15 protein-coding genes are annotated in these 13974 nt (G+C 60.4%); 1 reads left to right on the plus strand and 14 read right to left on the minus strand.

All coding sequences use genetic code 11. The features are described from left to right. Nucleotides 1–244: 244 nt before the first annotated feature. Entirely contained in the window at nucleotides 245–2248 is a 2004-nt protein-coding gene (locus PMX60_RS05185; protein WP_271747140.1) for a fructose-specific PTS transporter subunit EIIC, read from the minus strand. Nucleotides 2249–2520: 272 nt separating this feature from the next. Between PMX60_RS05185 and PMX60_RS05190 the strand changes: the two genes are divergently transcribed. Next, the gene (locus tag PMX60_RS05190) at nucleotides 2521–3378 is read left to right on the plus strand and encodes a MurR/RpiR family transcriptional regulator (protein WP_240128741.1); all 858 of its coding nucleotides are present in this window, start codon (nucleotides 2521–2523) and stop codon (nucleotides 3376–3378) included. Nucleotides 3379–3437: 59 nt separating this feature from the next. On the opposite strand, the gene recN is transcribed toward PMX60_RS05190, so the two are convergent. From recN to ruvX, 13 genes are all read right to left on the minus strand, one after another. Next, on the minus strand, nucleotides 3438–5066 hold the full coding sequence (recN, locus tag PMX60_RS05195) for a DNA repair protein RecN (RefSeq protein ID WP_271747141.1): 1629 nt from the start codon (nucleotides 5064–5066) through the stop codon (nucleotides 3438–3440). After that, entirely contained in the window at nucleotides 5056–5916 is an 861-nt protein-coding gene (locus PMX60_RS05200) for an NAD(+)/NADH kinase (RefSeq protein WP_117746039.1), read from the minus strand. The genes recN and PMX60_RS05200 overlap by 11 nt, the downstream gene beginning before the upstream one ends. Further along, a complete protein-coding gene (locus PMX60_RS05205; protein WP_195444370.1) occupies nucleotides 5913–6716 on the minus strand; it encodes a TlyA family RNA methyltransferase in 804 nt (267 codons plus the stop codon). Before PMX60_RS05205 ends, PMX60_RS05200 begins: the two co-directional genes overlap by 4 nt. A gap of 35 nt (nucleotides 6717–6751) precedes the next feature. Then, nucleotides 6752–6991: an exodeoxyribonuclease VII small subunit gene (locus PMX60_RS05210; protein ID WP_006233978.1), complete on the minus strand. Its 240-nt coding sequence runs from the start codon at nucleotides 6989–6991 to the stop codon at nucleotides 6752–6754. A 2-nt stretch (nucleotides 6992–6993) separates the two neighbouring features. Further along, the gene (gene nusB / locus PMX60_RS05215; RefSeq protein WP_195444340.1) at nucleotides 6994–7581 is read right to left on the minus strand and encodes a transcription antitermination factor NusB; all 588 of its coding nucleotides are present in this window, start codon (nucleotides 7579–7581) and stop codon (nucleotides 6994–6996) included. Nucleotides 7582–7584: 3 nt separating this feature from the next. After that, nucleotides 7585–7947: an Asp23/Gls24 family envelope stress response protein gene (locus PMX60_RS05220; protein WP_006233982.1), complete on the minus strand. Its 363-nt coding sequence runs from the start codon at nucleotides 7945–7947 to the stop codon at nucleotides 7585–7587. A 24-nt stretch (nucleotides 7948–7971) separates the two neighbouring features. Further along, on the minus strand, nucleotides 7972–8535 hold the full coding sequence (efp, locus tag PMX60_RS05225; RefSeq protein ID WP_117799248.1) for an elongation factor P: 564 nt from the start codon (nucleotides 8533–8535) through the stop codon (nucleotides 7972–7974). Nucleotides 8536–8695: 160 nt separating this feature from the next. Beyond that, nucleotides 8696–9826 (minus strand): M24 family metallopeptidase, encoded by a 1131-nt coding sequence (locus tag PMX60_RS05230; RefSeq protein ID WP_271747142.1) that lies wholly within the window; start codon nucleotides 9824–9826, stop codon nucleotides 8696–8698. Between the two features lie 132 nt (nucleotides 9827–9958). Then, a complete protein-coding gene (locus tag PMX60_RS05235) occupies nucleotides 9959–11068 on the minus strand; it encodes a hypothetical protein (protein WP_035138192.1) in 1110 nt (369 codons plus the stop codon). Further along, the gene (locus PMX60_RS05240; protein ID WP_035138190.1) at nucleotides 11065–11598 is read right to left on the minus strand and encodes a shikimate kinase; all 534 of its coding nucleotides are present in this window, start codon (nucleotides 11596–11598) and stop codon (nucleotides 11065–11067) included. The genes PMX60_RS05235 and PMX60_RS05240 overlap by 4 nt, the downstream gene beginning before the upstream one ends. Nucleotides 11599–11606: 8 nt before the next feature. Next, nucleotides 11607–12104, minus strand: a complete 498-nt coding sequence (locus tag PMX60_RS05245; protein WP_271747144.1) for a YqeG family HAD IIIA-type phosphatase — start codon at nucleotides 12102–12104, stop codon at nucleotides 11607–11609. Between the two features lies 1 nt (nucleotide 12105). Beyond that, a complete protein-coding gene (gene mltG, locus PMX60_RS05250; protein WP_271747145.1) occupies nucleotides 12106–13539 on the minus strand; it encodes an endolytic transglycosylase MltG in 1434 nt (477 codons plus the stop codon). Further along, nucleotides 13532–13960, minus strand: coding sequence for a Holliday junction resolvase RuvX (ruvX, locus tag PMX60_RS05255; protein WP_271747146.1), 429 nt, complete (start codon nucleotides 13958–13960; stop codon nucleotides 13532–13534). Before ruvX ends, mltG begins: the two co-directional genes overlap by 8 nt. Nucleotides 13961–13974: the final 14 nt, after the last annotated feature.

The following is a 13974-nucleotide window of genomic DNA, read 5'->3' on the forward strand; positions in this document are numbered from 1 at the left end:
CCAGAGTAATATCGACCAAACGGAATTCTGGCTGATAGTCTGTCCGCACTAAAGACTCGGCAAGCAGGACCGTCTATGCCCATCTCTGTAAGTTGCGGTGAAATAGGGACTGGATTTGGGGTTGAAACGGTTAAACAGTCCCTATTTCACCGCAACTTATGGGAGGGGCAAGAAAAAAGGCGGGGGCTCCTGGTGGAGTCCTCGCCTTTTGTACAGGGGGCGATGTTAATCGCTAGCCGTGGGGTTAGACCAGACGGGCGTTGATCGTCTTGGCGATCTCGGCGGCGTCGGTGGAACCCTTGACGGTGGCACGGAAGTCCTCGTCCATGAGCGCCTCGGCGACCTTGGACAGGATCTTGAGGTGCGTGGTGCCAGCCTGGGCACCCGGGATGAGCAGGGCGATAGCCACGTTAACGGGAGCGCCGTCCATGGTGTCCCAACCGGTCACGCCGGACTCGTCCTTAACGACGATGACGGCAGCCTCGGTAATGGCGTCGGACTTGGCATGCGGGATGGCGAAGCCCTCCATCATGCCCGTGGTGCCCTCGGCCTCGCGAGCCAGGAAGGCGTTCATCACGACGTCGGCGTCGCTGGCGATACCTGCCTTGACGGCCTGGTTGGAAACGAAGCTCAGAGCCTCGTCACGAGAAGCGAAGTCCTCGGCGACAAAGACATTCTCGACCTTCACGAAGTCGGCAGCCTCGGCCTTGGGGGCCTCGACGGCAGCGGCCTTGGGGGCCTCAACGGGCTTGGCTACAGGAGCGGCCTTCTGATTCTTCTCGAAGTCGTACTTCTTGAAGGCCACGAACAGGATGCCACCGACCACAGCGCCGATGAGGATCGCGAGGACCCACAGCGGACCGTTCTCGACAACAGGCAGGACCAGGAAGCCGCCGTGAGGCGCCGGATCGTGAACGTTGAAGAAGATGGTCAAGATGGAAGCGATGGAAGAACCGAGCATCATGATGGGCATGACGGGCCAGATGTTCTTGGTCATGAACGGAATGGCGCCCTCGGTGATGTGGGTGCAACCAAGGATGAGGTTGACGATACCGGCGTCATGATCCTCCTGGCTGAAGTACTTCTTGCCGACAACGACGGCGAAGGTGGTGATCAGCGGCGGAACGATGCAAGCGGCGGAGACGGCAGCCATGAAGTTGGTGCCGAAGTTGTAGGTCTCGGTGCCGACGCCAGCTTCGAGAGCGGTACCGAGCAGGAAGGTGCCAGTAGCGTAAGCAGCCTTGTTGACCGGGCCGCCCATATCAAAGGCGCACATGCAGCCGATGGCCAGGCCAAGGATCACCGGACCGGAGTTACCGAGGCTCTGCAGGAAATCCATCATGCCCTGGTTAATGGCAGCCATGGGGCCGGAAATACCGAGCATGACCAGGCCGACGATGGCGGTAGAGCACAGCGGATACAGGAAGATTGCCTTCAGGCCATTAAGGCTCGCGGGAATTTTAGAGAAAGCCTTCTCGAGCAGCAGGATGACATAGCCAGCGAGGAAGCCGCCGACGATGCCGCCCAGGAAGCCGAAGCCCACACCCGAGCCTCCAGCGTCGATCATGCCGGTATCGGCGTTGATGGGAAGACCCTGGATGGCAATCATACCGGCAACAAAGCCGGGGACGAGCGCCGGGCGCTTGCCGATGGACTCGGCGATGTAAGCGGAGAGCACCGGAACCATGAGGTTCATGGCGATACCGCCGATAATCTTGAGCATCGCGGCAAAGCTGTTGTAGTCGGCAGCCGTCGAATCAAAGGACGTGATGCCCCACAGGAACGAAATGGCGGTCAGAACACCACCGGCAACGACGAAGACCAGCATGTGGCTGACGCCGTTCATGAGGTGCTTGTAGATGACGTGACCGATGGACTCCTTCTCCTCGACCTCGTCCTCGACATCGGCGGCAGCGGCAACCGTGTCGTCGCCCTTGGCGGCGAGCGCGCGGTCGATCAGCTTTCCGGCGGCCTCGACGGACAGGGCCTTGGAAACACCGACGGAAACCATGGGCTTGCCGGCGAAACGCTCAGCCTGGACATCCTTATCGGCTGCGACGACGACGGCCTTGGCACCAGCGATCTCACTCTTGGTGAGCTCGTTCTCGACACCGACCTGGCCATGTGTCTCGACCTTAATGGTCAGACCACGCTCGGCAGCAGCCTTCTCCAGCGCCTCCTTCGCCATGAAGGTGTGCGCAATGCCGGTCGGGCAACCGGTCGCGGCGATGATGTCAAACTTAGCCATGTGTCCCTCCTTCTTGAGTACAGCGCCCGCGGGCGCTCCCCTACACGCGCTTCGATGCGCGTTTTTCCACAACTGAAAGATACCAACCTACCGTCCGCGTGAGAAGAGCTAAGGTGCAAATCTCCGGTGAAAGGTTCTTTCATAACCGTAAACGGTAAGTGAAAGTTTACCATCAACACTTGAAACGGCAAGGTGTATCTTGTAATTGAAAATGCCCGTATACTATGGCATGGCGTAGTAAATTAGATTTTCATGCCAACCAGGAGCCATCCATGACCGATAGTAGCAAGAGCGCACTTTCCCTCATTAGCACCCATCAGGGATACAGCGAGTCCGAGCAGCGCATTGTCGACTATATATTGGAGCACCAGTCCGAGGCGCCACGCCTCACGGCCGCTCAGCTCTCGCGCGCCGCCGCCACGTCCGAGGCGACCGTTTCGCGCTTCTGCCGCAAGCTTGGCTTTGGTAGCTTCCGCAGCTTTCAGTTTTCGTTGGCGAGGGATTTGGAAAGCCAGCGTAACGAGGGCCTGACTGACGAGGTCTCGCTCGACAATATGGAGCAGAGCCTAAAAAATATCCTCGCCGCCAAGGTGAGTGAGCTTAATGCGACCATCGACGGCATAGATCACGACACGTTGGCCGCAGTTGTACACGCGCTTAAGAATGCCGGCGTTATTGAGTTCGCCGCCGTGGGCAATACGAACGCGGTCGCGCTCGATGCGACGTTTAAGTTTTCGCAGCTGGGCCTGCGCTGCATGGCGAGCACCATTAGCGAGACATCAATCGGCTTTGCGCTCACGTTACGCCCGGGTGACGTCATCGTGCTAATCTCAAACTCTGGCAAATCGCGCCGACTGAATCGCATGGCAAAAGCGGCTCACAACTGCGGCGCAACCGTAGTCGTCATCAGCAGCGACAGTAAATCCCCGCTCGCGCGCCTGGCAGACTACACTTTTAACACCGTCAACCACGAAGCGCTGCTGACAACGGGCGACTTTGCGTTCTCTAAGATCAGCGCCACGATGATCATCGAAGTCATCTACAACTTCCTGCTGCCCGAGATTGAAGACGCTCGCGAGCATATCAGCTACTACGAGGAGCTCATCCAGCCGGATAAGGTCGTTGAGTAAAACGCGTAGTGGGACAAAAATTTCAGTCCATTTTGTCCCACCAACACCGCTGATACGACCTAACCTCGAGCTTCTTCGAGCATCTGCTTCGCGTGGGCCAAGCTTGCCTCGGACTGATCGCCGCTCAACATGCGGGCGATCTCGGCGGTACGCGCTTCACCGGTTACCTCGTCCAAATGCGTCTGGGGAACATCGCCCGGTTCCTTGCTGACGACATAATGCTTGTCAGCCATGACGGCGACCTGCGCCAAGTGGGTTACGACAATCACCTGATGCGTAGCGGCGAGATCTGCCAGCACGCCCGCGAGCGCACGCGCCGTGGAGCCACCGACGCCAGCATCGACCTCGTCAAACACCAGCGTATCGACACCGTCCGCGTTACCGAGGACAACCTTACTTGCCAACATGACGCGGCTGAGCTCGCCGCCCGACGCAATGCGGCGCAGGGGACGTGGAGTCAAACCGGCACCGCTGCGGTATAGCAGCTCGTAGCTCGAAGGACCAACGGGCGTCCACTCAGCACGGGGAAGATCGCGCGACTCCCAGACGAGCTCGGCGCCGCCCATCTCCAGGCGAGCCATCTGGCGGCAAACCTCGTGGCAGAAGCGCGGGGCCGCCATATTGCGAGCGCGCTTAAGTGCCTTGGCAGCGGCAAACAACTCGTGCTCGGCGCTCCCGAGTGCCTCACGCGCCTTTCTGATCTGTTCATCGCCATCATCGACCAGGGACAGCAGCTCTTGCGAGCGATCGCGCATGGCAAAAACATCGTCCATGGTAGGACCCCACTGACGCAGCAGGCCCTTGAGGTCGGAATACCGCTCACGCATGCGAGCGAGCTCGCGCGGATCGAAGGCGACGCCATCGCGATAGGCACGAAGTTCGTTCGCGCAATCCTCAAGGGAGATACAGGCATCCGAAAGCAAATCGGCAATGTCGCCAAGTTTGCGATCGACGGAAGCCATACGGGAAAGTTCTGCCACGGCGCTGTTCACGGCATCGAGCGCTCCCCCTTCAGAGGCAAGCGATGCATGGGCATCATTAGCTGTGGCAACCAGCACCTCGGCATGTTCGGAGCGCGGCAGCAGTTCCTCGAGTTCCTCATACTCGCCCGGTTTGGGGTCGACCTCGCCGATGCGCTCGAGCGCAAAGCGCGCTTCCTCGACGCGGCTCCCCTGCGCACGCGAGGTCTCTTCGACACGTCGAACCTCCTTAGCGGCAGCGCGCGAAGCCTTAAAGCAGGCGCGGTAGTGCTCGAGCGCCTCGAGTGCAGGGCGCCCTGCCCAGGCATCGACCATCGCAACATGATGCGCCGGATCGAGCAAGCGCTGGTGCTCGTGTTGGCCGCACAGATCCATCATCACGCCAACGCGCTCCGAAAGCTCGCGCACACTGGCGATGCGTCCGTCAATCTTCACGCGGCTGCGGCCCTCGGCAGAAAGACTGCGATGCACGATGAAGCCCTCCGTGTCGTGCGGGCCGTCAAACAGGCGCGCCTCGACGCTCGCCAGCGCCTCGCCCTCGCGCACCATAGACGAATCCGCGCGCTCACCCAAAATAAGCTTGAGGGCCGAGAGCAGCGCGGTCTTGCCGGCACCGGTCTCGCCGGTCAGGACAGTCAGGCCGGCACTCGGCAGCAGCGTCGCCTCGCGAATGAGCGCAATGTTAGAAACCTGCAGCTCATCGATCATGACGGACTCCGTAGAATACGCGGCTCACCGAGTTATAGAAGCTCTCGGGGCCGTAATCCAGCAGCAACACATCTCCGGGCCCGCGGCGCACCGCCACGCTCTCAACGGTGCCATCGCAGGTAATAAACTGTCCATCGATAGCAATCGCTGGAACGCTCGGACGATCATCAGACATAAAGATTTCGACGACATCACTCGGCGAAGTCAAGAAGGCACGGGCCTGAATGGTGTGCGGCGCAATGGGTACGCAGACCATGCCCGTATAGTCGGGGCTCACGATGGGGCCACCGGCACTGAGCGCGTAACCCGTAGAACCAGTCGCCGTGGACACGACCACGCCGTCGCCACGCAGGCGATCGATATGGTGGCCGGACACCGTGATGTCAAACTCGACCATATCGGACAGAGGGCCGCGCGTGAGCGCCATGTCATTGAGGGCGAACGTGCGCACGACATCCTTCGTGCCATCGTCACGCACGGACACGATATCCGCGGCGATGGTAGCGCGACGGCTCACATGCAGCTCGCCGGACAGGGCGTCGCTCACAACCTGCAAAATGTCGCGCTCCTCGGGACTCGCGGCCGTCAAAAAGCCCAGGTGACCATAGGAAAGACCGAGGATAGGAATCTCGCGATGGTTGAGGATGCGGGCAGCGCGCAGCAACGTACCGTCACCGCCGAGCGTAATGACCAGATCGGAGCCGTCAATATCAGGCGTGCTCTGAATCTTCGATCGCTGGTCGGCAGCCCATGCGACCTCATAGCCCTGGCGCGTCAGCCAAAGCTCGAGCATCAGGCCGCTCTCGACCGCCTCTTGCTTGTAGTAATTGGGAACCAGAAAGACCTTCATAGCGTTGCAGCTTTCTCGCTCAAAACCGATACCTGGGATTGCAGCACGTCTTGCGAGCGGTCGCCAGATTCAAATCTCGTGCCGTACAGGAAAAACTCAACGTTGCCCTTGGCACCATGAATGGGCGACACGCACACATCGACCGGGAACAGGCCCTTGGCAGCAAAGAGCTCAACCGCCGCCACGAGCGTATCGCGGCGCACGGCGGGATCGGTCACAATGCCGCCCTCGCCCACCAGCGCCGCCGGAGCTTCAAACTGCGGCTTTACGAGCGTGCAGAATGCACCCGTAGGCGCCAGGCACGCCAGTACCGCATCGATAATGTTCGCGATGCTGGTAAAAGAGACATCACACACAGCCAGGTCGATGGCGCCGGCATAGCCAAGCTCAGGCAGCTGCGTCACGTTTGTGCGCTCATGCAGCGTCACGCGATCGTCCTGACGCAACGACCAATCGAACTGGGCGCGACCCACGTCCACAGAGACAACAGTCGCAGCTCCGCGCTTGAGCAGGCAATCGGTAAAACCGCCGGTAGAGCAGCCCACATCCAAACAGGCAAGGCCCGTCGGATTGATGCCAAACGCATCAAGCGCGCCTTCGAGCTTAAGACCGCCGCGGCCAACATAGGGAATACGCCCCTTCACGTGCAGCGGCAGCCCCGGCATCACCTTAAGACCCGGCGAAGTCAAGCGCTCGCCGCCACTCGAGACCAAGCCGGCCATAAGAGTGCGAAGGGCATCCGCGCGATCGGCGCAGATGCCCTGTGAAATCAGTTCGTCATCAAGACGCACGCGTTTCATGAATGCCATCAACCATTCGTATCCGGAGATGCGGCCTAGCTATCCTGGGATTCGTTTGCCGCATCCTCATCGTATTCCTGTTCGAGCTTATCGGCCTCACGCGGCGTCAGCTCAAACTTGTCGACCATATCGACCGCGCGGGAGCCCAGCTCAATCGCCTCGTCAAACAGATCGAGCGAACGCTCCAAGGACGTATCCTTGGAGCGAACGGTAGCGATGATCTGGTCCAGGCGGTCCGAGATCTCGTCGAAGTTGCGGACGGAACCCTCTGGCATGGCTACTCCTCGACGGAGTCGGCCTCGACGGCCTCAGCAGCGTCCGCATCCTCGGCAAGTACACCGGCGGCAGCCTGAGCGGCAGCGACCTTGGCGGCCGCCTCGGCAGCCTGCGCCTCCTCGCGAGCGCGATCCTCGGCCAGCAGTTCCTGGTACAGGTCCTCGCCCGGCAACTCCTCGCTGCGCGCGATCTTGCCCAGCACGCCGTTGACGAACGACGCGGACTGATCGGTGCCATAGGCCTTGGCAAGCTCGACAGCCTCATTGATCACGATGGCGTCCGAGACCTCCTCGTCGGTGAGGAAACGCATCTCGTAAACGGCGATACGCAGCAGATTGCGGTCGGCGCCGGGCATGCGCATAAGATCCCAGTTCTTGGCAACGGAGCGCAGAGCGCAGTCGATGCGGTCGATATGCTCGTAGGCACCGCGGCACAGCTCCAGCGCATAGGGGTCGAGGGGACCCTTCGAGATCAGGAAATCACCCTCGAGGACGCGCTCAAGCGGGCTGTCCGTGGCCTCGGCTTGGAACAGCAGCTGCAGCGCCTGACTGCGGGCAAGCGTACGCCCGCGATAAACCTTAAGGCTCAAAGGTTACTCCTTGGGGAAAACGAGGCCGTCGATGCAAACGTCAACGCGCTCGACCTCGACGCCCACCTGGGCATCGATGGCGGCGACCACGGCGGCGCGAACGGCCTCGGCGAGTTTCTTGAACGGATAGCCAAAGAACACCACGACACGCACGGTGAGTGCGAGCTTGTCGCCGACGACCTCGGCCTCGACCGCCGGCTCGGAAGCCGGGGCCTTGGACGAGAGCATCATGGAGACAAGGTTGGTGGCAAGGTCCTTGACGCCAACGGAGGCGATGCCCTCGACATCGGACACGGCGCGCGAGACGATGGCGGTCAGAACATCGGGCGAAATGCCGATGCCGTCAATCTTGATTTCCTGGGGCATGAGTCCTCCTAGAAGATTTGGTTGCTAGACGCGGGAGACGAACTTGCCGTCGCGGGTGTCAACCTTGATGACCTCGCCCTCGTTGAGGTACATGGGGACCTGGATGACAGCGCCGGTGTCGATCGTGGCCGGCTTGGTGGAACCCTGGACGGTGTCGCCCTTAAAGCCCGGGTCGGTTTGGACGATGGTGGTCTCGATGAACATCGGCGGGGTCACGCCCATGAGCTCATCGTCGGCGAAGAGCAGCTGGCAGACGTCGTTCTCGCGCAGCCACTTGGAGTTCTCGCCCACCATGTCCTCGGGAACGGGAACCTGCTCATAGGACTCGTTGTCCATGAAGATATAGTCGGTGCCATCGTTGTAGAGGTACTGGAACTCACGGGTAGTGAGCATGACGCTCTCGAACTTGGTGCCGGCGTTGCAGGTGTTCTCGACGACGCGGCCGCTCTTGATGTCGCGGGTCTTGTAGCGCACAAACGCGCCGCCCTTGCCCGGCTTGACATGCTGGAACTCGACGATGGTGTAGACCTTGTCCTTGATGCGGAGACCGAGGCCGTTCTTGAAGTCGGCGGTAGAAATGGTAGGCATAGCGACCTTTCTTGTTATGGGCAGAACGCACAAGCGTCCAAATTACATACGACCGAAATTATACACTTGCAGACGGCGCCTGCAGCGAGCGCATAAAAAGAGAACGCGGGGCGTCCGAATTGCTCCGGACGCCCCGCCCCAAACTATCTACCGAAGTAGACTAGCAGTCGATAATGTGCAGGTCGTGCGGGGTCTTGGTGAAGGGCTCGTAGCCGTTCTCGGTGACCACGCCATAGTCCTCCAGGCGCACGCCGCCCACGCCGGGCAGGTAGACGCCGGGCTCCATGGTGACAACCGAGCCGATCTCGATGGTGTTCTTACTGCGGTTGAAGTTGGGCAGCTCGTGGATGTCGATACCGACGCCGTGGCCCAGACCATGGTTGTAGTAATCGCCATAGCCGGCATCGCCGATGATCTTCTTGGAAAGCTTGAAAATGTCGTTGCCCTCGACGCCCGGATGGATGGCGGCGACGCACTCCTCGTGCGTACGGCGCACGAGCGCGTACAGGTCGAGCTGCTCCTGCGTGGGCTCGCCCATCACGACGGTGCGCGTCATGTCGGAGCGGTAATCACAGTAGCCCGCGCCGTAATCCATGAGGACGAAATCGCCCTTCTCGATCACGCGATCGCTCGGCACGGCATGCGGGTTGGCGGTGTTGGGACCGCTCGCCACGATGGAGCCGAAGGCCAGGCTGTCGGCGCCGTTGGCGAACATAAAGTTCTCGAGCTCGTTGCGAACCTGCTTCTCGGTCATACCGGGCTTAATAAACCCGAGCATGTGCTGGAAGGCGGCGTCGGTGATCGACTGTGCGTGGCGCATGAGCTCGATCTCCTCGGCGTCCTTGATGGCGCGCATCTTGCGGATGTCGTCGTGCATCAGCGGCAGCATGCAGGCGACGGAGCGGTCCTCCAGGCCGCGCTGAATGCCCTGGTAGAAATTAATCTGCATATCGTCCTCGACAGCGCAGACGCGGCACTTGTTGGCCGCAATCTTGCCGGCGACCCAACCGGGGATGGTGCCCTCGTCCATGTCGTAGACCCAGGGGCTGCCGGCGGGCGTGTTCTCCTCAAAGCTGTTGAGGTAGCGCGAGTCGGTGTGGAACAGGCACTGGTCGGCCGTAATAAACGCAGCGTGCGGGAACTCGAAGGTGTAGTCGAAGACGCCCTTCACGCCCGTAAGCCAACGAAGGTTGGCCTCGTCGCGCACCACGATGGCGTCGTAGCCACGCTCGACCATCAGGGCACGGACACGCTCGATACGACCGGCAGGACCGGCAGCAAACTCAGACATGCAGATTCCTTTCTTGTTGTCTCTATAAAGACGGGACGGGTCTCAATCAACGTACGGAATCGTATGCGATCCGCAACCGATTGAAAACCCGCCCCTCAACATGATACGAAAGACGATGGATGTCAATAAATCTTAGAGAAGTTCTTTGCGAGAAGCCAAGTAGGCATGAGCGTGGCGTTCAAGAACCTCGTCCTCAACGCTCGTTAGACGAATGGCGCCGAGCGCCGCGGGCAGCGGCAACATGCTGCGGTTCGAGCGTGCAAACTGCTGCTTGCGGAACTCCTCGATATATGCGGCAGGCTCCAGATCGAAGGCAAGTTCCTCGATACCAAAGTCCTCCAGGCAGTCATCGACCTCAAAAACGTAATCGATATCGAAGTCGCAGGCGTCATGTGCTAGGCGCGCCTCAAAGCGCATGCCCTCGGACAACAGCTGGTAGGCAGGGACCTGCGAAGCGGCATCGCCCAAGCAAGCGCGCAAGGTACGCTCCCCCGTCTTGCCAAAATCGAGCGCATGGCGGGCGCTCGGGTTCGTGGCCATCAGTACGTCCTTGCGGGCAGTCTGAGACCATTGAACGGCATTGACGAGCGCGACCTCCTCGCCCGCGAGAATCTCGGGGACGGTCTCAGTAAACTGATTCCAGCGGGACTTGCTGCTCGAAAGCATGGTGCCAACAAGTACCACATAGCCGAGCTTGAGGTCCTCGGGGTCCGCCTCGCGAACAAGGTCGAGGTCACACACGACCAAGCCCGGTTCGGGACGGAACGCGATGGCGGGAAGCGCATTGGCCGACGAAGCGACGAGCGGCTTCATGGTCGTCGCGACCGTGAGCATTGCATCGAAGGTCGTCGGCAGCAACGCGCACTCGGTTCGGCCACACCACTGGTTGGCGCACCAGCTAACAACCGAGCAGGTCGCTGTGTCGCCGACAGCGACAACGAGATCGTCGCAGGTAATGCCGTTAGCCGAAAGGGCGCCAAAGACGGTATCGGCATCGGCCAGCGTAGCACCGGCAGGCGAAACCTCGAGGACTAGCGGCGACACGACAAAACCGGCGTCGACCAGCGCATGCTCGACGACCTCACCAAAACGCTCGGATGTGGCGGAGTTCCAAACCACCATTGCGCGCTTAGGCTTGCCCACAGCCGAGGCAAACATGCGCGACAGCTCATCGAACGCGCCCAATCCGACGCGGACATCGACACTGCGGTTTTGGAAATTGATCAGTTGACGGCGAATCATAGCAGTCCACGCTCCAAAAGCATCTCGGCACAAAGGTAGGAAACGTCCTCGAAGGACTTGTTGCGAATATCAAGGGTAAGGTCGGCGGCCTGGCGATACAGCGGACGGCGATGCTCAAACAGGCGCGCAGCGTGCTCGGGCGAACGGAAATCGGGGCGCGTGTCGGACCGACGAATCTGGCGAATCGAATCCTCGAAGTCGCCCTCGAGGTACACGCACGTACCCATTTCGTGCATCAGCTCAATATTCACCGGCGTCTCGACGATACCGCCCCCGCACGAAACCAACAGGCTGCGCTCACTTTGGAGCGAACGGAGCGCCGAGGTCTCGAGCTCACGAAAACGATCCTCGCCCTCGGTCTCAAAAATCTCGGTTACCGACTTACCGCAACGGCGCACGACCAGGCGGTCGGTATCGATAAAACGCCGCTTGAACATGGTGCCGACGTTGCGCGCGAGCGTCGATTTGCCCGCGCCCAAAAAGCCGATAAAGAAGATATGGTCGCAGCCGTGTTTGATGTGCTGAGACATGGCGAAACCTATTCCTCGCAGGGAAGGTCGCGCAGGGCCCGGCGCTCAAAGATACGGAAGATCTGCGTATACCACAGGTCCTGCGTCGCCTGCGGCTTTACCAGGATGGTATCGACGCCGGCGAAGTTGCCGCTCCACACGTCCGTGTAGAGCTGATCACCGATCAGCACAGCCTCACCGGCTGTGGCGCCGAGGCGCTTAAGGCCCGCCTTGAGGGCAAACGGCGCCGGCTTCATGGCGTGGCTGATGGCCTCGAGTCCCAGCTCGCGCGCAGAGCTCATGACCTGGTCGCGATGCCAGTTGTTGGACACCATGCACAGCTTAAAGCCTTTGGCGCGGGCGGCGTCGAGCCAAGCGGAAACCGCGGCGGGAACCTGCTCGGTGTCGCGCGGCACCAGGGTGTTATCGCGATCGAGCAGAATGGCGCGTTTGCCGTCGGCCCACAGGGTATCAAGGTCGATGCGATCGACCGAGGCAACGTATCGTTTGGGGCTAAAAATCCTCATGCTAATTCCAAGACTGTTGATGCTCTTCGTAGGTTTGCGAGAAGTACTCCTCGTCCTGCGTAATGTAGAAATACAGGTCATCGGAGTCGGTCGGCTCAAGGGTGGCCTTGAGCGCCTCGAGCGACGGAGAGCAGATGGGCGTGGGCGGCAGGCCCTCATGCTTATAGGTGTTATACGGACTATCGCTCTGCAGGTCGTCGGCGGTAACCTCGCCACCGGTGACATACATCATAGTCGCATCGCTGTTGAGATAGCGCAGGCCATCGAGCTTGCCGGCAAGGCGGTTGTAGAAAACCGAGGCCACATGCGCACGTTGATCGGCGTTGAGGCCCTCGCGCTCAACGATCGAGGCAAGGTTAACGATGTCGTAGTCGGACATCTCCACACCGTAGCGTTCCTTGATCTTGGCTTCGCAGCTCGCAAAGTCAAGCGACTTGTACTCGGTCTTAAACTGATCGAGCATAGCGCGAATCACGCCATCGGCCGTCGGCGAATCACCCAGCGAATAGGTCTTGGGGAACAAGAAACCCTCGAGCGAGTCGTTGGCGGCGCCCTTAAGGAAGCTATAGTCGTCCACGTAGTTGGAGGCCTTGGCCTGGTTGAGGAAGTCTTCCTTAGAGATGCTGTCGTAGGCCTGGGCCACACGGTCGGCGACTTGATCGACCGTCAGGCCCTCAGGGATAGTCAGCGTATTGGAGCCCACGTTGGGGCCTTCCATGAGCTGCTGAACAACCTTGGTCGCATCCATGAGTGTGGTGAACGAATAATCACCAGGCTTGAGCGACATATCGGCGTTGAGCTTTTTCACCGCCGCATAGTAATCCTTGGGATTTTCTACGATATGGTTCTCGGAGAGAATCGAGGCGATCGTATCGCCCGAAGCACCATCGGGAATGGTCACCGTAACCTGCTGACCAGCCGTGACCTTCGTATCCTCACCGGCAAAGAAGCCCTTGACGGCCGGCACGACAAAGAAGGCGATCGCAGCAAGCGCGAGCACCGCCACCACAACGCCGATAATCATGGGAACCGGAGAACTCTTCTTTTGAGCAGCGCGACGAGCATGCGTGTTGTAGCTCGAGCGGGTCGCCGGAGCAACGCCATGCGAACCGCGAGCGTGATGCGAATGCGATTGAGGGGCCTGAGTTCGCTGAGTAGGTGCCTGCTGCTTAAAGCGGGTACCGCCTGCAGGCTGGGCCGTACGAGCAGTGGGCTGCTGAGCCGCGTGAGAAGCCGAATGCTGAACCGAACGAGCAGATGGCTGCTGACCCGTCCGTTGAACAGGTTGGGCCGAATGAGAGAAGGACTGCGCCGGGCGCGCGGCAGGCTGAGCTGCACGCTGCGTCGGCTGTGCCGAACGCTGGCCAGGCTGAGCAGGGCGCGACGCCGGCTGCCGTGTACGATTCTGCTGGCGCGGATCGGAAGCGTTAGGCATGCGAAACCTCCTCGTTTATACGATCGAGCCACGTCTGCAAAAACAGGCTGGCGGCAATCATGTCGATCTTGCCCCTCATCTGCTTTTCGTTGAGGCCCTGCTCGCGCAGGATACGCTTGGCCTCTTGCGAGGACAGACGCTCGTCCTCAAACTCAAGCGGAAGATCGAGCTCGTCGGCAATCTTTTGCGCCACGGCGGCAACGCGCTCGGCCTGAGGGCCGGGCTCACCGGCCATGGTCAGGGGACGTCCGCTTACCAGGATGTCGGGCTCATAGTCCTCAACCAGGTAGCGGAACGTCTTGGCCATACCGGTGACCTCGGCAGCCGGAAGCACCTTGACAGGCATCGCCATCTTGCCATCACGGCTCGAGACGGCGATGCCAATCCTGGTCTCCCCTATGTCCAGCGCGAGCGCAACCACAGCGACTTCTTAGA

Origin of the sequence: Collinsella aerofaciens, from assembly GCF_028206995.1 — a bacterium.
Taxonomy (GTDB): domain Bacteria; phylum Actinomycetota; class Coriobacteriia; order Coriobacteriales; family Coriobacteriaceae; genus Collinsella; species Collinsella aerofaciens_AQ.